The 20,343-nt window shown below is 63.9% G+C and carries 9 protein-coding genes and 1 tRNA gene; 6 read left to right on the top strand and 4 right to left on the bottom strand.

The window, feature by feature from the left end; all coding sequences use genetic code 11:
• Nucleotides 1-189: 189 nt before the first annotated feature.
• From K1X74_09120 to K1X74_09110, 3 genes are all read left to right on the top strand, one after another.
• Complete coding sequence (locus tag K1X74_09120; GenBank protein MBX7166496.1) at nucleotides 190-2,919, top strand: DUF1549 and DUF1553 domain-containing protein; 2,730 nt, start codon at nucleotides 190-192, stop codon at nucleotides 2,917-2,919.
• Nucleotides 2,920-2,981: 62 nt separating this feature from the next.
• The gene (locus K1X74_09115) at nucleotides 2,982-4,349 is read left to right on the top strand and encodes a DUF1501 domain-containing protein (protein ID MBX7166495.1); all 1,368 of its coding nucleotides are present in this window, start codon (nucleotides 2,982-2,984) and stop codon (nucleotides 4,347-4,349) included.
• Complete coding sequence (locus K1X74_09110; protein MBX7166494.1) at nucleotides 4,346-6,136, top strand: hypothetical protein; 1,791 nt, start codon at nucleotides 4,346-4,348, stop codon at nucleotides 6,134-6,136. The genes K1X74_09115 and K1X74_09110 overlap by 4 nt, the downstream gene beginning before the upstream one ends.
• Before the next feature lie 90 nt (nucleotides 6,137-6,226).
• Here K1X74_09110 and K1X74_09105 read toward each other — a convergent pair whose 3' ends face one another.
• The 4 genes from K1X74_09105 to K1X74_09090 form a co-directional block, all read right to left on the bottom strand.
• Nucleotides 6,227-10,324, bottom strand: coding sequence for a DUF4214 domain-containing protein (locus tag K1X74_09105; protein ID MBX7166493.1), 4,098 nt, complete (start codon nucleotides 10,322-10,324; stop codon nucleotides 6,227-6,229).
• A gap of 443 nt (nucleotides 10,325-10,767) precedes the next feature.
• Nucleotides 10,768-13,026 carry a glutamine synthetase III gene (locus K1X74_09100; GenBank protein MBX7166492.1) on the bottom strand — a complete coding sequence of 753 codons (2,259 nt, stop codon included), beginning with the start codon at nucleotides 13,024-13,026 and terminating at the stop codon, nucleotides 10,768-10,770.
• A 449-nt stretch (nucleotides 13,027-13,475) separates the two neighbouring features.
• Nucleotides 13,476-13,985, bottom strand: coding sequence for a hypothetical protein (locus K1X74_09095; protein MBX7166491.1), 510 nt, complete (start codon nucleotides 13,983-13,985; stop codon nucleotides 13,476-13,478).
• Nucleotides 13,986-14,248: 263 nt separating this feature from the next.
• Nucleotides 14,249-14,322, bottom strand: a tRNA-Ile gene (locus K1X74_09090).
• Nucleotides 14,323-14,635: 313 nt separating this feature from the next.
• Here K1X74_09090 and K1X74_09085 point away from each other — a divergent pair.
• The 3 genes from K1X74_09085 to K1X74_09075 all read left to right on the top strand — a co-directional run bounded on the left by K1X74_09085 (nucleotide 14,636) and on the right by K1X74_09075 (nucleotide 19,559).
• Entirely contained in the window at nucleotides 14,636-16,642 is a 2,007-nt protein-coding gene (locus tag K1X74_09085) for a redoxin domain-containing protein (protein MBX7166490.1), read from the top strand.
• Nucleotides 16,643-18,184: 1,542 nt separating this feature from the next.
• Nucleotides 18,185-18,475, top strand: coding sequence for a hypothetical protein (locus K1X74_09080; protein ID MBX7166489.1), 291 nt, complete (start codon nucleotides 18,185-18,187; stop codon nucleotides 18,473-18,475).
• Between the two features lie 355 nt (nucleotides 18,476-18,830).
• A complete protein-coding gene (locus tag K1X74_09075; protein ID MBX7166488.1) occupies nucleotides 18,831-19,559 on the top strand; it encodes a BON domain-containing protein in 729 nt (242 codons plus the stop codon).
• Nucleotides 19,560-20,343 lie beyond the last annotated feature (784 nt).

Below are 20,343 nucleotides of genomic sequence, written 5' to 3'. Positions count from 1 at the left end.
CCAGACTCGGGTGCTACCGCGCTGCGCTTCGTCGGCGCGAATCGAATCCGAGCATTACGGCAGAATCTTCTTGCATTCTCCTGCCCTCAACCCAAGAATTAAAACCTAGCGCCGCGAAGGGTTTTTACTGCTGGGGCATGGCACCACGCTCGTCGCCGTGCGCTTACTTCTCCGCGGGGAGGTTTCCCCATGTGGCGGGCAGTTCTTCGGCCCTTGTCGCCGAGCTGGCGACGTTGCCTGGGCTTCGCGGTTCTATTGCTATCGTGCGAGCTGGGCGGGCGCGTGTTCTGCCACGGCGCCGAGGTGGCTGCCAGCTCCGCGAGTGATTTCCAATCCCGTGGGCAAAGTACGCTGGACTATGTCACGGCCGATGCCGCGGCCGTTCTGGCACTGCGTCCCAACGATGTACTCGATCTCCCGCTGCTGAGAGTCTTGCAGGGCTACTTGGATCTCGGTGTGATTACCGCGCCGCTGCCGCTAACCTTCATCGATCAGTACACGGCCGCCTTCCTGAAGCCAGACCCGAGCCGGCCGCCCGGCCGCGGCCTTGTGTTCGACCTGAACATTTTCCGCACGCGTAAGGCCATCGATTGGGAGAAGAAGCTCAAGGCGTTGTCCGGGCAGCTTCAGCCGGTGAGCTTCAAGGACACGACCTACTACCGCATCTCCAGCGGCAGAACGTTTTTCTGGCCGGCCGATGCCTACCACTTTGTGGTTGCCGACGAATGGTGCATGCAGCGGGCGATCGACCGCGGGCCGGCCGAGATGCACGACGACCTGCCCTGGTCCAATGTCTGGCCAAAGATCGCGCAGGCTCCGATCGTCGTCGCCATCGATCCGGCCTGGGTGCTGCCCAAGCTGGACCAAGTCGCCAACCAAGGGCCGGCCAAAATGATCGGACCGGCCGTCAAGGGCTTGCTCAAAGATGCTCAATCTCTGGCGTGCACGATGCATCTCGACGGCAGCAACATACATGCCGAGACCTGGCTGACCTGCGCCGACGAGGAAGCGGCCAAAAAGCGCTTGCAGGGGCTCAAAAGCATGTTGGGGCTGGCCAAACAACTGGCGTTCCCCAAGAACAAACCAGGGACGCCCGTGCCGGCACCTGCGAATGGAAATCGCTCAGACAGTGCCATGACCATGGTCGCAAATCTGTTGGCGAAGCCCGAGTTTGTCGTCGACGGTACGTCGGCGCGCATCGTCGCAGAAACGCAGGGCACCCGCGCCGAAGGCATCTTCATCGTCGTCTCGGCGGCCAATATCGCCTTTGGCGAAATCGCAAACGCAGGGGATCTGCTCTCCGTAGCGAACGCTTCCGAGGAAACGGCTCCCGTTCCGGCCGGTGTACTGCAAGCCGTCGAAGCCGCCGAGGCCGAAGCCGCGCGGGCCAAGGGGCAGACTCCCCGTCCGGTGACCGATGCGTGGGAAGCGCCGCGCCGGACCGCGGCGCGCATCGATGAGCAACTTGCCGCCGCCTGGAGCAGAGCGCAGATCCAGCCCGCCGCATTGGCGGACGAAGCCGAATTGCATCGCCGTGTCTGGCTCGATCTGGCGGGCGTGATACCACCGGTTGCCGAAGTCCGGGCTTATCTGGCCGACAACTCGAGCGACAAATACGAACGGCTGATCGACCGCTTACTGGCAGGGCCGTTGTACCCGCGCAGTTTCGCCGCGCGTTGGCGCTCGGTCCTCGTTCCCGAGGCAGAGACCAACCGTCAACTCGCCAATTTCGTCATCGGGGACGAAATGTGGCTGCAAAACGCGCTGCGCGCAAACCAGCCTTACGACGCCTTGGTAAGGGCCTTCGTGGAAGCCCCCCTCGGCACAGAACAACAGCCCACCAATCCGTTCGCGGCAAGTGATCGTCCGGCGGCGCCGCTGGGGTACTATTTTGCCAAGCAGGGCAAACCCGAGAATATCGCCGCCGGGATCACCCGGGCGTTCCTCGGCGTGCGCGTCGAATGCGCCCAATGCCACGACCATCCGTTCGCCGATTGGAAACGGAAGCAGTTCTGGGGGCTGGCGGCTTTCTTCGCCGGCATCGCCCAACAGCAGCCCGGCAATCAGTTTTCCGCCCTTCTCGAAAAGCCCTTGCCCCAGGCGGAAATCGTCATCTCGGGCACGGAACAAATCGTGCCGGCCGCGTTCATCGACGACCGCCAGCCCGATTGGAAAACCGGGGAATCGCCGCGTGCCGCTTTTGCCCAATGGTTGACATCGCGGGAGAATCCCTGGTTTGCCCGCGCCGCGGTCAATCGCGTGTGGGCCCAATTGTTCGGCGTCGGGTTCGTCGATCCGGTCGATGATTTCGATCCGAACAATCCGCCGAGCCATCCGGAGATCCTCGAACTGCTGGCCGGGGACTTTGTCGAGCACGATTTCGACCTGCGGCATCTACTGCGCAGCGTGCTGCTCACGCGCGCCTACCGTGCCACCAGCGCTCGCCAGGACGAGACGCCGGTCGATCCGCGCATGTTCAACGGCATGCCGCTGCGTGGCCTGACTCGCGAACAAGTGCTCGACTCGGTCGCTCAGGCCACAGGCGCGCCGGCGTCTCCGGTGCGGTTCACGCAGTTTTTTGTCATCAACGATCTGACCGAGTCTTTCCTCAGTTCGCCGGACAAGCCGACCGAGTTCGAGATGTCCGTGGCCCAGGCGCTGACCCTCATGAACGGGCAGACGGTGACCGGCGCCACGAGCTTGAACGACAGCCTGACTTTGATGGCTGCGGCCGAATTGCCTGGGCTGACTCCACAGCAGCGGATCGAAACGCTGTATCTGGCCACCTTGTCGCGACCACCGCGTGCCGAGGAATTGCAGAGATTGTTGGCATACGTCGAGGCGGGAGAGCAGCGCCAGGCACTGGCCGACGTGTTCTGGGCATTGCTCAATTCGAGCGAATTCTTGTTCAACCACTAGTTCGATCGCTGCGGGCACGCGCCGCGTCGATCCCGAGACAATTCCTGCGAGAGGGCAATGCGATGAGTCACCGCAATCGCACGTGGCAGGCCACGCGGCGCGAGTTATTACAGGGCGGGATCGCGGCCGCCTGCGGAATCTCCCTATCCGGATGGTTCGACGCTTTGGCGGCGCGCGCGGCCGACGCCACCGGCAGACGACGCGCTTGCATTCTGCTGTGGATGCCCGGCGGACCCAGCCAGCTCGACACCTTCGATCCCAAGCCCGGTGAAAAAAATGGCGGGCCGTTCAAGGCCATCGAGACCAACGTCCCGGGTATTCAGATTTGTGAACACCTGCCCAAAATGGCTCAGCAGGCCGACAAGCTGGCCATCGTCCGTTCGATGAGCACCAAGGAAGGCGATCACGATCGAGCGACCTATTACCTCCGCACCGGCAATCAGCCCGGCAGCCCGGTCGACTATCCGTCGATCGGGGCGCTCTTGGGGAAAGAGTTGGGCGGCGACGTCGACAGCGAGCTGCCGCGCAGCGTAAGCATCGCCGGCTATCGGTTTATCAGCACGGCCGCCTTTGGGTCGGGATTCCTGGGACCGCGATTCGCGCCGGTTCACGTGGGCGCCTTACCCATGCAGCCGATCGATCCGAACCAGGAAGGCGACCCGTACGAGCGCATGTTCCAGGTGCGCAACTTGGAACGCCCGCAGGACCTTGCTGTCGAACATCAATCGTCGCGGCTGGAGTTGCTCGGGACGCTCGAGTCCGACTTCCTCGCTCACCGCCGCGGCCCGGTCGCCGAGGCCCGCGCGGCCGCATATGCCGGCGCGCAGCGGATGATGGAAGGCAGCCTGCGCACGGCGTTCAAGCTTTCGGACGAAGATGCGGCGCTGCGCGATCGCTATGGCCGCACGCCCTTTGGCCAGGGCTGCCTGCTGGCCCGCAGGCTCATCGAGCGCGGAGTGCCGTTCGTCGAAGTCGGGATGAACGGCGCGGGCACCAACGACATCTCCGGCTGGGACACCCACCAGGACAATTTCAACCGGCTCCAGCCGATGTTGGGCGTGCTCGATAACGGCTGGTCGACGCTCATGACGGACCTGGCCGAGCGCGGCCTGCTCGAAACGACACTCGTGATCTGGATGGGCGAATTCGGCCGCACGCCGGTCATCAATTCCAACAACGGCCGCGATCATTTCCCGGCCGCCTGGTCGAGCGTGCTGGCCGGTGGGGGCATTCGGGGTGGCCAGGTTGTCGGCCGCACGACCGACAACGGCATGGAAGTCGCCGAGCGACCCGTCGCCGCGCCCGACCTGATGGCCACGATCGTCCGGGCGCTGGGGCTCGACCCGACGAAACAGAACATGTCCAACGTGGGCCGGCCGATCCGCCTGGCCGAGCCCGACGCCAAGCCGATCGAGGAGTGCCTGTCATGAACTGGCGCATCGATTATCGCCCACGTCGCGCCTGGGCACTCGCCTGCCTCGGGTTCGTGATGCTGGGCACGATGAGCACGTCTTACGAGTGCCTTGCCGCAGATAGCCAGCCCGCGACCGCGGCCTCCGCGGCCATCGCCGATGCAGCCGCCGTCGTACCCAACGACGTCCAGGATTTTTACGTCCTGGCGCGCGTCCGGCCGCTGCTGATCCGTGTGCATTTGCTACGCGACGGGCAGTCGTACCAGACCGCTTGGGGACGTTGGCTCTGGCAGCGATTCAACGATGCCGACAAAGATCACAGCGGCATGCTCGACGACGATGAATTCCTGGGGCTGCGCGCAGATGTGCAAGGTCTCCGCCGCAGCGAGGTCAACACCGGGACACGGTCGCAAGAGGTGTCGTTCCTCGATTGCGACGTTCAACCGGTGGATGGCTTGATTTCGCTGGCCGAGTTCGTGAGGGAACTTGGTGGGCTGGGAATTCAGACCTCCTCGTCCGCCAGCCGCACGGCTGTCGCACCCGACCGCTTGACGAAGTTGCTCGACCGTGACACCACTGCCGGGCTCTCGAATGCCGAGGGGACGGCGGCGCTCACATCGCTGTCGCCGCTCGACTCGAGCGACGACGAGATGATCTCGTTCCAGGAGCTTGATCCTGAAGCGAACCCCTTGCAAGCGCGCCGCGTAGTCGCCAACTCTGGGCAACCGACCAGTAATTCGCTGTTTGCACCCTCGCCAGGCCCCCCGCTGGCGCCGCTGGCGGTGCAGGTCTTTGCCGAATACGACCTTCCCGTGACGCAAGCCCCGGTCCCAACAGTCAACGCTCTGGCCGGCGGCACCAGGATCGACGTTCGTCGGTCGCCCGGCGACGGCCAACTGACGCCCGAGGAGCTTGTCCTGGGCACCGAGGCATTTGCCACGGCCGACGCCGATCACAACGGCGCGCTCGATGCTGCCGAATTCACGGCATGGTTCGAACAGCGCTCGCCCGACGGCGAGTTTCTCGTCCGGCTCGGGCGGCGCGAGTTGCCATTTTCCCAGCAGGTCATCTGCCTCGCGCACGCGCCGGATTTCGAATTGAAATATTCCGAGACGAACAACCGCAAGAAGGCTGTGCTGGTGGGCGACCGCGTACGACTGGAATTGACCAGCCTCGCCGACCCGAGTCCACGCGAGACTCGCGAGGCTTCGGCTGCGCAGTTCACCGCACAAGACCGCGACAAGAACGATTACCTCGACCGAAACGAGATCGGCGGTGACGAAATCTTGATCGCCGCCGATCAGGACGGCAACGGCATGGTGTTCCTGCCCGAATACCTGGCGTACCGCGAACGCCTGCAAAGCATGGGCCTGGCCGGCGCGAGTGCGACGCTGGGCGAACTGGGCAGCACTCTACCGGAAGCGCTCGACACGAACAAAGACCAACGCCTTTCGGCCCGCGAGCTGATGCAATTGCCAGAGCGCATCGCCGACTGGGACCGCAACCGCGACGGGCAGCTCGCCCCCGAGGAAGTGCCGCAAAGCCTCTCGCTGACCCTGGGCTATCTCAACCCGCAGCCGCGGCAGCCCTTGGGACTCCTCGTCTTCGCCGGGTCCATCGTGCCGTCTCGACCCGTGGCGACCGTCGACGACTCGCGCCCCAAATGGTTCGTGCGGATGGATCGCAACGCCGACGGCGACGTGTCACGCCGCGAGTTCCTCGGCCCGCTCGAAATGTTCGAGCGTGCCGACGCCGACCACGACGGACTGCTCAGCCCGCAAGAAGCGGATTCGCTTAGACCTTGATCTCCCGGAGGCCAAGGATCTCGCGCGGGCCAGCGGTCTTACGAGGACCGGTGGCCCGATCGACGAGATTTCGTCCAACCGCTCGCCGCATTACGGCGCGTCGAAGTTCTCGGGACTGGCCAGGATGAACGCGAAGGCATCGTTCCACTTGAGGCCCTCATTGACCCCGCCGATCTGGGCCTCGAAGTTGTTGACTTCGCCGACCGAGGCCTCGCGCTGGATCGTCATGTCGAACCAGCCGCCGAGCGGATCGCCCGGGATGCCGTTGATCAGCCGCTCGGTGTAGATGTAGTTGCCCAGGATGAGGTCGGCGATGCCCGCGCGGTCCAGGCCGACCGTCAACAGCGGCGAGATCGCCGTACCCCAGGCGTCGTTCGACAGGCCCGTGGCATAGCTGTTGAGAGTTCCACCGTTCGCGGCGAAATATTCGTCCGAGGCCACGATCTGGGCGAGCACCTGCTCCTGCGTCTGGCCGCCGGCAAACGCGGCCAACCAGCCGGCCAGACCCGTCGAATCGACGGCCCGGCCCAGGAACTGCTGGTACCAGCCATTGAGCAGCCGGGTACGATACTCGGTGCTCGCCAGCACGGTCTGTGCGACATCCTCGCGGCTGGTTCCACCGTTGAGTTGGGCGAGGAAATTGGTGAATCCCATGATGTCGATCTGGCGATGCAGGGCCTGGAAGTACAGGTTGCGCAGCCAGTTTTCGTTCGTGCCGTCCGGCTCGGGCGTGAGGATCTTGTTGTTGAAGACCACCGAGGCCCCGTTGAACGACGTGCCGTTGACGATGTCAACACAGTCATTGTAGACCTGGTTGCCCGACGTGGTGATCGACCCGGCGAGGATGCGCGTGGTGCCGGGGGCGTCGGTCGTCAAGTTTGCCAGGGCACTCAGGCCGCCCACCGTGTCGGCGAACGTCGTCCCCACCGCGTTGATCGTCAGGCTCCGGGCCGTGCCGTCGGAGTCGAGCGTGGAGCTGAAGCCGACGTTGGTGCCGGTCAGCGTAGTGTTCGCTGCCAGCACGACGTCGTCGTTGTACGACTGGTTGCCCGTGACCGTGATCGCGGTCGTGGCGATGCGCGTCCCGCCGTTAGCATCGGTGACAATCGAGGCCAGAGGGTTCGTGCCGCCAACGATGCCGCTGAACAGCGTCAAGCCGCTGCCGAACAAGGTGAGGTTGCGGGCCGTCGCGTCCGAGTTCAACGTGCCGCCGAAGGTCAGGTTAGTCCCGGTCAGTGTGACGTTGCCGGCCAGTGTCACCGGGTCGTTGTAGGTCTGCGCGCCGGTCGTCGTCACGTTGGCCGTGATCGTCGTCGTGCCGGGCGTGTCGGTCGTCAGGCTGGCCAGCGGGTTTGTGCCGCCGACGGTGCCCGTGAACAGCGTCGTGCCGGCCGTATTGACGATCAGGTTGCGGGCCGTGGCGTCCGAATTGAGCGTGCCGCCAAAGGTCACGTTGCCCGAGCCGGTGCTGGCCAGGGTGACGTTTGCGCCCAGCGTCACCGGGTCGCTGTAGGTCTGTGCGCCGGTCGTCGTCACGTTCGCGCCGAGCGTCGTCGTGCCGGCCGCGTTGGTGGTTACGCTCGCCAGGGCCGCGGTGCCGCCGACGGCGCCGCCAAACGTCGTGGCACCGGTCCCGTTGACCGTCAACTGTCGGGCCGTGGCGTCTGAATTGACCGTACCGGCAAAAGTGATCGCCGTACCGGTCAGCGTGACGTTACCGGCCAGCGTCACCGGGTCGTTATAGGTCTGTGCGCCGGTCGTCGTCACGTTGGCCGTGATGACGGTCGTACCGGGGGCGTCGGTGGTCAGGCTGGCCAGCGGGTTCGTACCGCCGACGATGCCCGTGAACGTCGTCGCGCCGCTGGCGTTGACCGCGAGCGTGCGCGCCGTGGCGTCGGAGTTCAAGGTGCTGGCGAACGTGATCGCCGTGCCAGCGAGCGTCGCGTTGCCGGTCAGAACCACCGCGTCGTTGTAAGTCTGCGCGGCAGTCGTGGTCACGTTCGCGGCGAGATTCGTCGTGCCGCCGGCGTTGGTCGTCAGATTGGTCAGCGCGGTGGTACCGCCTACGACGCCGCCGAAGGTCGTCGCGCCGGTCGTGTTCACGGTCAGGTCGAAGGCGCCGTTGACCGTGCTGGCCAGCGTGATGGCCGCGTTGCCCGTGCTTGCCAGGACAGTATTCGCTGCCAGCGAAACCGCGTCGTTGTACGTCTGCGCGCCGGTCGTCGTCACGTTGCCGGCCAGGCTCGTCGTACCGCCGGCATTGGTCGTCAGACTGGTCAGCGCGGTGGTGCCGCCCACCACACCGCCGAAGGTCGTCGCGCCGGTCGTGTTCACCGTCAGATCGAAGGCGCCGTTGACCGTGCTGGCCAGCGTGATGGCCGCGTTGCCCGTGCTCGCCAGGACAGTATTCGCTGCCAGCGACACTGCGTCGTTGTACGTCTGCGCGCCGGTCGTCGTCACGTTGCCGGCCAGGCTCGTCGTGCCGCCGGCGTTCGTCGTCAGGCTCGTCAGCGCAGTCGTACCGCCCACCACACCGCCAAAGGCCGTCGTGCCGGTCGTGTTCACCGCCAGGTTAAAGGCGCCGTTGACCGTGCTGGCCAGCCCGATGGCCGCGTTGCCCGTGCTCGCCAGGACCACGTCATTCGTGAGCGTCACTGCATCGTTGTAGGTCTGCCCGCCGGTCGTCGTCACGTTGCCATCGAGGCTCGTCGTACCGCCGGCGTTGGTCGTCAGGCTCGTCAGCGCGGTGGTGCCGCCCACGACGTCGCCAAACGTCGTCGCGCCGGTCGTGTTCACCGTCAGAGCGAAGGCACCGTTGACCGTGCTGGCCAGCGTGATGGCGGCGTTGCCCGTGCTCGCCAGGATCGCGCTACCCGTCAGCGTCACCGCGTCGTTGTAAACCTGCGCGGCGGTGGTCGTGACGTTGCCGGCCAGGCTCGTCGTACCGCCGGCGTTGGTCGTCAGGCTCGTGAGCGCCGCCGTGCCACCCACGACACCGCCGAAGGTCGTCGTACCGGTCGTGTTCACCGACAGATTGAAGGCGCCGTTGACCGTGCTGGCAAAGCTGATCGCGGCGTTGCCCGTGCTCGCCAGGACCGCACTCCCCGTCAGCACCACGGCGTCGTTGTACGTCTGCGCGCCGGTCGTCGTGATATTGGCGCCAATTTCCGTGTCGCCTGCGGCATCGGTGGTCAGGCTGGCCAAGGCAGTTGTCGCGCCGACGGCACCACCAAACGCCGTGGTCCCGTCGTCGTTGACGGTCAGCGTTCGATTCGCGCCCATAGAATTGACGGTTCCGGCGAACGAGACCTCGGTACCGGTCAGCGTGACATTGGCGCCGAGCAAGACGTCGTCGCCATAGGTCTGGTTGTTGGCGGTCGTGATATTGGCCGAGATCAGCGTCGTTCCCGCCGCATTCGTGGTGATGCTCCCAAGCTGATTCGTGCCACCCACCGTGCCGGCGAATTCCGTCTGGCCGCTGCCATTGACGGTTAGATCCCGTGCCAAGACACCATCCGAGTTCAAGGTGCTTTGGAACGACACGTCGGTGCCGGAAAGCGTCACATTCGCGCCCAGCGTGACGGCGTCGTTATAGGTCTGTGCACCCGTCGTGACGACGTTGCCCTCGAGCACCGTCGAGCCGGCTGCGTCGGTGGTCAGGCTGGCCAGGTTGTTCGTCGCGCCGACCGAGCTGGCAAAATCCGTGATGCCGCTGGCATTCACGGTCAACGTGCGGGCCGTACCGTCGGAATTGACCGTCGAGTTGAAGGTGATGTTCGTGCCCGTGATCGTGCTGTTGGCTTCCAACTGCACGCGCTCGTCATAAGTCTGAGCACCACTGGTGGACAGCGCGGTGCCCAGCAGCACCAGGTCGCCGGCATCGCCTTGGGTGTTGACCGACAGCGCGGCCAGCGCCGTGAAATCGGCCGGAGCGACGGCCGTCAGGTCGATCTGGTTGGCAAAATTTCCCGTGAAGCCGGAGAAGGCGATACCTTGAATCGTGTTCGCGGCGGTGGCACCGGGGGTCGGATCGTTGCCGTTGATCTTGACGTTGCCGCCCGCGACCGTGATGGCAATGTTGTCGGCTGCATTGCTGCTGATCGTGAGCACATTGCCCGCCACGTTCGCCGTGACGGCCAGCAACCGGCGCTCTTCGAGCGCGTCGTAGTGCAGGCGCGATGTGTGCACCGAGGAGAAAGCGGCGCTGGTCAACCGACGCGATGATTTGCGACCCCTGCGCCGCTCGCCGACGAACGTGCGCACCCAACCGAGAAGATTTCCCACAGTTGCTAACACCTCGACGGCCGGCATGTAGGCGGCGCACCCCTGGATGGCCAGCCAGAGAGGCCTGAAGAGCCCCCGAACCGCGCACCTCCTCGCGCCATTTCGGGCTCCGTTGCGTTTGGTTTTCCAGAGTAGTTGCGGCCCGCAACGGTGTCAAACTACGGAGAATTCGCCGCCTTGGCGATTCGCACGGGGCGGTTCAAACTATTCCCCTAGCCGCTGCAACTACCCACGGACGCAAAACCGACACGCCCAGCAAAACACGACGCTCCCGAGTCCCCACGGGGTCTCGGGAGCGTCGATGTTGTTGGCAACGCGTTGTGCTTCCGACAAGCGGCTTTCCGAGCCTACTTGATGTACAGCATCTCCTGATACGTCGGCAGCGGCCAGATGTCGTCGGCCACCCAGCCTTCGAGCTCGTCGGCGTATTTACGAATCTCGGCCATCGCCGGGAGCACGTCCTTGCAATAAAAGGTCGCCTCGTCGTCGAGGTTCGCCGCGCCGCCGTGCTCGAGCTTCTTGGCCAGACCGCTGATCGCGTCTTGCAACGACTTGACCAGTTCGGTGATCCGATCGAGCGTGTCGGTGTCGAACTCGTAGCCAACCAGCTTCAGGTTGGCACAAGTCGAGGCCAGCTCGTTCTGATAGCGGATCGCCGCCGGGAAGATCAACGTGCGCGCCATTTCGAGCGTCTGCAGAGCTTCGGTGTGCACCGTCTTGCAGTACTGCTCCAGGTAGATGTGCAACCGGCTTTGCAGCTCGCGTTCGGAAAGCACCTCGTACTTGGCAAACAGTTCAAAGACGCCTTTTTCGCCCAGGACCGGCAGGGCCTCGGGCGCCGTCTTCATGTTCAACAGCCCGCGGCGCGCGGCCTCGTCGTGCCACTGCTGCGAATAGCCGTCACCGTTGAAGATGATCGACTCGCACTCCTTGATGATCTCGGAGAGCAGCGTCTGGACGGCGGCATTCAGCTTGCCGGGGTCGCCCCCGATCGCCGCCTCGAGCTTGCTGGCGCAATAGTCGAGCGACTCGCAGACGATCGTGTTCATCGCCACGAGCGGCCCGGCGATCGACTGGTTGGCGCCGACCGCGCGGAACTCGAACCGATTGCCCGTGAACGCGAAAGGACTGGTGCGGTTACGATCGCCGGCATCCTTGGGCAACGGCGGCAGCACGTCGACCCCCACGGTCAACGTGCCCTTGGACAGCGAACTGCTGGCGCCACCCTTCTTGATCTGGTCGAAGACGTCGGTCAGCTGGTCGCCGAGGAAGATCGAGATGATCGCCGGCGGGGCTTCGTTGGCGCCCAAGCGGTGATCGTTTCCGGCCGACGCCACGACGGCACGCAGCAGGCCTTGGAACTTGTGGACGGCCCGAATGACCGCGGCACAAAAGACCAGGAACTGGGCGTTTGCGTGGGGCGTGTCACCCGGGTCGAGCAGGTTGCCCTGCGACGAGGAGCCGAGCGACCAGTTGACGTGCTTGCCCGAGCCGTTAACGCCGGCGAACGGCTTTTCGTGCGTCAGGCACGCCATGCCGTACTTCTCGGCGACGCGCTTGAGCGTCGTCATGATCAACTGCTGATGATCGGTGGCCAGGTTCGCGGATTCGAACGTCGGCGCGATCTCGTACTGGCCCGGGGCCACTTCGTTGTGCCGGGTCTTCACGGGGATGCCGAGCTTATACAATTCTCGCTCGGTTTCGAGCATGAAGGCCAGCACCCGCTCGGGAATAGCGCCGAAGTAGTGGTCTTCAAATTCCTGTCCCTTGGGGGGCTTGGCGCCAAACAGCGTCCGGCCGCAGGTGAACAGGTCGGGCCGCGAGAAGTAGAAGTGCCGATCGACCAGGAAGTACTCCTGCTCGGGGCCGGCGGTCGAGGCAACGAACGCGCCGTCGGTCTTGCCGAACAGCTTCAGAATCCGCTGGGCCTGCTTGTTCAGGGCCTGCATCGAGCGCAACACCGGCGTCTTCTTGTCCAGCGCTTCGCCGGTCCAGGAAACAAACGCCGTGGGAATGCAGAGCGTCGTGCCGTTCGGGTTCTCGAGAATATACGCCGGGCTGGTGACGTCCCAGATCGTATAGCCGCGGGCCTCGAACGTCGCGCGAATCCCACCCGAAGGGAAGCTCGAGCCGTCGGGCTCGCCCTGAATGAGCGCCTTGCCGCTGAATTCAGCCAGGGCTCCACCTTCGCCGTCGGGAGCGAGGAAGCTGTCGTGCTTTTCGGCGGTCAGGCCGGTCAGCGGATAGAAGACGTGAGCATAGTGGGTCGCACCCTTTTCGATGGCCCATTCCTTCATGGCCTGCGCCACGACGTCGGCCACGGTCGGGTCGAGTTTTTGGCCCGCCTTGATCGTCTTCATGACCGATTTGTAGACGTCTTTCGGCAGCCGGGCCCGCATCACCGCGGGGCTGAAGACGTTCGAGGCAAACAGCTCCTGGACCGGGGTGTCGGCAAAGTTCAGGGGCGGGCTGATCGGTTGCCAGTTGGTTACGGCCGAAATCGCGGCCATGCGGGCCGACCCGGTGACCGTCGAACCAAGTCGGCTCGAAGTTCCCGCCGAAGCCGATCCATTGCTTGATGCCGCCTTGCTCACCGTCTTCGTCATCGAGTTCACTGCATCACTTCCTTCGTGTTCAAGCGAGACCAGTCGCGCGCCGAGGTCCGCCGGCTACGTACCGGTCGATCCGCCTCCTTGGCGCAATATGCGGACTGTCCTTTCCTCGCCCCGGAGTCCATCGGGCGCTCGGGCGTGCCGGCCTACCGGCCGAATCGCCCGTTGTAAACGCTCGACGCGACGATTGCACCTATTCGCGCAATGCGTGACCTGCACAGGGATTCAGCGGCTGATTGCAACCCTCATGCCGCCGCCACGGGCCTGCGGGTCGAAGTGGTGGCCAGGGCCACCCTAACTGCCGCGACAGCATACAGAATGGGAAAGCGGAAAAAAATCGCCGCAGGCACTTTTGCTGCCTTGCATTTAGGCAGCCATGATCCGGAGAAACGCAGTTCCTACGCAACCCGATCCAACTGCGACAGGATTCGCGCCGAAGCAATCTAGCCACCGATGAGCTGGAACGAGTTGAAGAACTTGCTGACCTCTTCGTTGGAGGGCGCCTTGTCGAGCAAGTAGCGGACCAAGAGCACGTAGCCTCGGTTGCCGACAACCAGGTAGCGGACCTGCTTGGCCTCGTTGCCGCGCACGTATTTCGACTCGCTCCAGGAGTGCTCGCCAAGCTTGCCGCTGGAGCCCGGCGTGGCGTCGCCGCCGCTGCCGTAATAGTCCTGAAGCCGCGCCAGCAAGGGCTCGCGATCGCTGGTGCTGACATAGACCGCGATCTCGTAGGTCTGGTAGGTCTCGGGCGCTGAGAACCGGACAGTGAACATGTCGCCCACGTCGCGCGGCCGCGCAGGACCGCCGCCGGTTTCTGCTGTCGGCGGCCCCGGGAATTCGGCGCTGAAGCCCCACTCGGACGATTCAAACGGCTGCCATGCAGTCGGCGCCTTGCCGCAACCCGATACGGCCAGCAGGCAGCACCAAGCCATCCAACGCGAGCGGCGAGACATGGCGTTCCCCCTGAGAAGAAGGGTTCTTGCACGGTAACAGCAAGAGCAATTCGTAAGCCAGCCTGGCTCCGTAGCGACGGCAACCACGATCAGCGCCCTTCCAGGCATCGCACGCGCGTAGCGCGAAAACACTAAACGTCGCGCTCAAAAACAGGCGCAACTCCGCGGCAGGGAGGAAACATCGCAGACGCGCTAAGAATACAGAAATCTGGCGAGAGTCGCACGAAGGCGGCCGTTACCGCCGTAGATTGCCGTAAACCAAGTGGGCGCACCAAGATTCGAACTTGGGACCTCAGCCTTATCAGGGCTGCGCTCTAACCAACTGAGCTATGCGCCCGGCGGACGGCAGCTCGAACTGCCGAAACCGGCGATTGTAGCGCCCTCGGGGTCGCTGTCAATTCACAGCCAATTCTAGGCCAAGGGCGGCCGGCAACGCGCCGTGGGACGAGCATCGGCCGACTTGCCGCCAGCACTTCACTGCTGGCCACGACAGCAGTCCACACAGCGAGGTTCGTGCGCGACACAACCCGAAAAGCCGGCATAATTCGTCATGTCGACCGGGCCGCGTTCCGAATAGCTAATCGGAGTATCGACGCTTGCCGCGGCCCGGTGTGCGCCGCCGGTCTTGTCTGACGAAAGGATCCCCGCACATGCGCGTTCCCAAGAGCCTGCTTCTGTTGTCCCTGGCCTGGAACTTGGGGGTCGTGAATCTGGCGACGGCGGCCGACAACACGCCCACGGTCAAAGACGCCATGGCCTTGCGTCCCGTGCAGCCAAACGTCGAATTCGATGTCCCGGCCGACGACAAGCTCGACAAGTGCACGCTCAAGCAGGACAAGAGCGAGGGGCACTCGGGCTGGGTGGTCCGTGGCGATCAGGGACAATTGCTGCGCCGCTTCGTCGATACCAATGGCGACAATACCGTCGACATGTGGTGCTACTACCAGGACGGCCTCGAGGCCTATCGCGACGTCGACAGCGATTTCAACGGCAAGGCAGACCAATGCCGTTGGTTGAACCTCGGCGGAACACGTTGGGGCATCGACAAGAACGAAGACGGCACGATCGACACCTGGAAGGCGATTTCGCCCGAGGAGGCCTCGGCCGAACTGGTCTGGGCGATGGGCCATCGCGACACAACCGCGTTCCAGCGCATTTTGCTGACGGCCGAAGAACTCGAAACGCTCGGCCTCGGGGCAACCCATAAGGAACAAATCGCCGGCAAGATCAAGGCGGCCGCCGAGACCTTTTCCAAGCTGGCCGCCGAACAACAGCTCGTCACGGACAAGAGCAGGTGGGTGAGTTTTGGCGCGGTTCGGCCGGGAGTCGTGCCCCAGGGGACCCAGGGCTCGACCGGTGACCTGGTGGTCTACGAAAACGTCGTGGCGATGATCGACACCGACAAGACGGCCGGCCAGGTGCTGGTCGGTACGCTGATCAAGATCGGCGACGTGTGGCGCGCTATCGACGCCCCCAAGGCGCTCAAGCCGCAGGAGCAACTCGCCGGGTCGGGCTTCTTCTTCGACCCGCTCGAGGCGGCCCGGGCCGACGCCAACGTGGCGGCCAGCGAGGCACCCGACGAAGGCACGCAGAAGCTGCTCGCCAAGCTCGAAGAACTCGACAAGCAAGGTGAGCAATCGGGCGAATTCAGCGAAGAACGCGCCGAACTGCTCAAACAGTTGGCCGAACAGTCGCAACGGCCCGAGGAAAAGGCCCAATGGCTCCGCCAGCTGGCCGACATGCTCAGCGCCGCGGCCCAGGGAGGAAACTTTCCCGAGGGCGTCGAGCAGCTGAAGCAACTTTTCGACGGCCTGGGGACCGGTGAGGAAGACAAGGCCCTGGCCGGTTATGTGAAGTTCCGCTACCTCTCGGCGGAGTACAGCGACAGCCTGCAACAGCCAAAGGCAAACTTCGCCGAGATTCAAACCAACTGGCTCAAGAACCTCGAGCAATATGTGACCGACTATCCGCAGAGCGCCGAGACGGCCGAGGCGCTGCTGCAATTGGCCATCGCCCAGGAATTCGCGGGGCAAGAGGACGAGGCGAAAAAGTGGTTCAACCGGATCGTACAGGACTTTCCCGAACTGCCACCGGCTAAGAAAGCCGCCGGCGCGATCGCGCGGCTCGAATCAGTTGGCAAGCAGCTCGAAATGTCGGGCAAGACGGTCGACGGCAAGATGCTCGAACTGTCGAAGCTCCGCGGCAAAGTGGTCCTGATTCATTACTGGGCCACCTGGTGCGAGCCCTGCAAGGCCGACATGGCCACGATCAAAGAGCTCTACGACAAGATCGGCGGGGCCAAGGGGGGCTTTGTGCCCGTCGGCATTAATCTCGACGCTTCGCCGGAGTCGTTGGCCGCGTTCCTCAAGCAGAATGCGGCCTACCGCTGGCCGCACCTCTACGAGCCCGGCGGCTTGGAAAGCCGGCTCGCGAATGAATTGGGTATTTTGACCCTGCCCACGATGCTGCTCGTCGATCCGCAAGGCCGCGTGGCCAACCGCGGGATCCACGTCAGCGAGCTGGAATCGGAAATCAAGAAGCTCCTGCAGCCCGGCGTCGCCAGCGACAGTGGTGCCGAGAACTCCGAGGCCCCGGGGCGGCGAGCTCGCCAGGCAGAGAACGAACCATCGGCACCTCGCAGTCGCTCGCGGCGCTAAGCGAATCCCCGCCCACAAAGCAGGGTGCAGCGCAAAAAAAATCGCCCTCGGTTCCCGATCGCTCAGCTACGAGCTACCGGAAACCGAGGGCGGGCTAAGCAAGGGCAGGGAAGACGCTCTTCAGTCCGGCTAGGCTGACCAGGTTCGGCTTCCATCGACCTTGATGCGCCACAAAGCCGCGAGGGTTACACAGCGTCAAATTCTCGCGACCGCGCAGTCGGCGGAAAGCCTGTCTCAGTCATCCCTGGGCACGCCCTGGGAGCCGTCGCTGCCGTTGGTTTCACCAGGACCAGCGATTATTGCCCCGCTCGTGGACGCCGCCCTTGTACGCTGCCGAATTCCGGCGGGCGCGGGTCCGCGGCTTATGTGAGGGACGGCGAGGGCGATAGGTGCTCGCCCCGCTGCGCCTTTCGTGGCGCGCGCCGTCGTTTTCTTGTTCCCAATCAATCGCGACCGTCATTGGCGTTCTCCTTGATCATGCTCGGCCGCTACGCCGCGGCTTTCATTGAGCTCGGTGACGGCCTCGTTTAACGCAACGGTTGTGCCAGATGTGCTTGCGCCCTCCCGCCCGGTGTTCACAAGCAGCCTTGCGCCAGGCATTTACGGGCGATAATTTGCAGCGCAACTCCCAGACGACAGCCGAGGCGCACCTCATGGCCTCCTCGCGATGAGGATTGCGCTGCCGCTCATCTCGAACCCCAAATGTGGCAGGCAGTTGCGCCACTACCCTAAGAATCGCCTCCGCGGAAATGGCCACAAACAGCGACCACTAAGCAATTGCCGCGTAATGACTTAAGAATGAATCCACTAAAACAGTGGAGCGCTTCACCATTTTGGTGAAGGCCTCAGGGCTTTTTCTTGGCGCATTCGGCCGTGCTGCGATCGCGTTGCTGCAAGCGCAATCCGGGCGCACGGCTACTCTCGAGCGACTCATTGCTCAGCCGGACTTGAGGCGCAACGTCCGCCGGACGGCGCGATGGAGGCCCATCGTCCGCGGCGCGCACGGGATGCGTTCAAGCCCTAGGAACGATCTTTAAAGCCCTTGTTTTCAGGCACTTACATTAAACACCTGCCGCTCCGGCAAAGCCAGTCCGAGTGCGCGCGCAGCCCCTTCGGGCAGCCATCCAACACGTCCCCGGTAATCCCTTGAATGCAGCCACGTCGTGGGCGCATGCGCATCGCCCTCCTCACGAGCGCAGGGCAAGGCGCAGCAATCCACGGATGTGGAGTCACGTGAGATTAGGCAAGGGCCGTGCCGAACCGCAGTACGGCTGACGCCGGCCTTTGCAATCGCTTGTAGGAACTGCCGCCGAATCGGCCTTGGTTGCAAGCCGACATGTGGGCTAAAACTCGGCAGCTTTGTAGCTGCAACCGCTTGGAAATCCGGTCTTTAGACCGCGCAACGGCCCGAATTGGATCGAAGTCCAAGCGTAGCGGCACGAAACTCGCACCCGCCTCCCGACTGCCCCCGCCGCCTGGATTTGCCGAGCATGGCTGCTCGCGTTCCGGGCGCCCCCCCCACCCAGAAGGGACTCTGTCTTCATGCAACCGATCGACCTCCCGCACCCGCTCGTGGCTGCCGTCTTCCTGGTCCTCTGTGGCCTCGCCTTGACGGTGACCTGGCTCGCCCGCGTCAGCGAAGGCTCAGCGGCACAGGTAGCGTTTCAATGGCTGTTTTTGGGGAGTTTGCTGGTGATGTGCACCAGTACTGCCGTCGCCATTCACTCGCTGCCCGGGAACTGGTTCATGCTCACCGGGGCCACTTGCGGTCTGATGATCGTCGCCGGAGTGTACGACCCGGGTGCCGCCCAGATTGAGCGCAGCCGGGCCTAAACGGCTCGTCTGCGGGGGTATTTGCCCGAAATTTCGCGTTACTCTTCCCGTGGGTTGAAGGGCACAGCGACGCTTGCACCTTTACGCGACCGTGACAGCATCGCGTCACGAACCGGGCAACCGGCAAAATCGCAAGAATGCCTGCGGTCCGCACAACCGTTAGCCGACACCTATTCTCAGGCAGACGCCTCGATGGCGAAGGCAGGGAGCTGCGAAGCAACCCCGCCGCGTGCGAGTCGATCGTCCTAACGGTTTTTGTCGCGGCCTGGCGGCGTTCGGCGGGCAAGCCAGCAACGCTCCAAGTGGACAGCGCAACCGCGCTCGTGCCGCGTTCCCAAACAGGAGGGGGAAGAGCATGCGTCGATTCATTCTGGCAGCGGCCTTGGCGGCTGCGGCCTTGGCTCCGCTGCGAGCCTCGGCCGACGAGCAAGCCATCGCACAGCAGATTGCCGGACGGCTGAAAACCAGCGGCAAACTGCAAAATTACAAGGTCGGTGTGCAATACAACGAGGGCACGGCCACGCTTGAAGGTCGCGTGAGCAGCGTGCAGCAAATGGCCGCCGCCCTGGCCGTGGCAAAGCAGCAGCCCGGCGTCAAGCAAGTGATCAACAAGCTGTCGATCGCCCCGGGCGACGGCGGTGTGCGGCAAACGTCGGCACAGACAGCCGTGCCGCAGCGCATGGCACGCACGCCGCAGCGCGGCCAGGTACCGCGCCCGATCCAACGCGTCGCGCAATTGTCGCCCGACTGCGAACAAGGTGGTGGCATGGTCGGCGACGGCGGCAGCGAGTATGTCGGCACCGGCGCCCCGATGCCGATCGGCGCCTACGGCGGTGCCGGCGCGGCCATGGCAGGTGCGGCCCGCTACGACCAGCCGAACATGCCGAACTACGCTTGGCCCAGCTACGCCGCGCATCCGAACTACGCCGCGGTGACCTATCCGAAACAGTATTCGCCGACCGCCTGGCCGTTTATCGGCCCGTTCTACCCCTATCCGCAGGTGCCGCTCGGCTGGCGGAAGGTGACCTTGGAATGGGACGACGGCTGGTGGTTCCTCGATTTCAAAGACAATTGCGAGCACTAATCTCCTCGCGAGATCTCGCAACTCGATTGCCCGCCGTCTGCACATGTGCAACGCCGCCCGTGGACAGTCTCTCCACGGGCGGCGTCTTTTTTTGCGCGAAATGCTCCGACGATTGCGCGGCGTTTCCTGCGTTCCAAAGAGCGACTGCCGAAGGCTGAGAAGCCTTGCGCGAAGCAGCGCGACGAGGCGTAAAAACGTCGTAGAACCAATCGATCTCACGGTCCGCAAAAAACCCCCTTGTGGACACGCGGATAGACTTGTAACATTCAGGACTCGCCGCGTGATTCTGCACGTCGCATGGCCCGTCTGCTGTGAAGCTGAAAGCCATTTGACAGCAGTTGACCGAAGCGATAGGATTACGGGCTCCCTTGGGGGATTGAGAGTTTGGTTAGCGTCCCTAAGCCGCTACGATGACTCAACTTGCGGCAAGCCGGCAGCAGCCGTTTACGGCAAGCTGCGGTGGTCTTGCGGAGCGGGAGCCGGGGTGGGAAGTGAGTGGTCGGAGGCCGGGTTCAAGTCCCGCCGATTGAGTGGCCGATGAATGGGGTCCCTCGACGGCGAACTGGGATTCGCCCCCTGCCCACTGGGTAGATCGCCGAGCCAGGCTGATGTGCAAATCGGCCGGGCCAAGCGTGGCTGATCTTTGACAATTTGGTTGTGGCAAGATGTGGCATCTCGCGAAGAGGCGCCCCGGACCCTTTGCTAGGGGTCATGGTGCGTGCTCTTCATGGCCTTTGATTTCATCTCTGCCCAGGACCGGCCAAGCGTGGGGTTCGCTTCACGG

The sequence above is a fragment of the Pirellulales bacterium genome, from assembly GCA_019694435.1.
Lineage (GTDB): Bacteria > Planctomycetota > Planctomycetia > Pirellulales > JAEUIK01 > JAIBBZ01.
The sequence above is the reverse complement of the archived record's forward strand: the minus strand, read 5'-3'. Positions and strand labels throughout refer to the sequence as shown.

Coding starts and splice junctions, on each gene's coding strand:
- K1X74_09120 (MBX7166496.1), top strand. CDS start 190: ATGTGGCGGGCAGTTCTTCGGCCCTTGTCGCCGAGCTGGCGACGTTGC.
- K1X74_09115 (MBX7166495.1), top strand. CDS start 2,982: ATGAGTCACCGCAATCGCACGTGGCAGGCCACGCGGCGCGAGTTATTA.
- K1X74_09110 (MBX7166494.1), top strand. CDS start 4,346: ATGAACTGGCGCATCGATTATCGCCCACGTCGCGCCTGGGCACTCGCC.
- K1X74_09100 (MBX7166492.1), bottom strand. CDS start 13,026: ATGACGAAGACGGTGAGCAAGGCGGCATCAAGCAATGGATCGGCTTCG.
- K1X74_09095 (MBX7166491.1), bottom strand. CDS start 13,985: ATGTCTCGCCGCTCGCGTTGGATGGCTTGGTGCTGCCTGCTGGCCGTA.
- K1X74_09085 (MBX7166490.1), top strand. CDS start 14,636: ATGCGCGTTCCCAAGAGCCTGCTTCTGTTGTCCCTGGCCTGGAACTTG.
- K1X74_09080 (MBX7166489.1), top strand. CDS start 18,185: ATGCAACCGATCGACCTCCCGCACCCGCTCGTGGCTGCCGTCTTCCTG.
- K1X74_09075 (MBX7166488.1), top strand. CDS start 18,831: ATGCGTCGATTCATTCTGGCAGCGGCCTTGGCGGCTGCGGCCTTGGCT.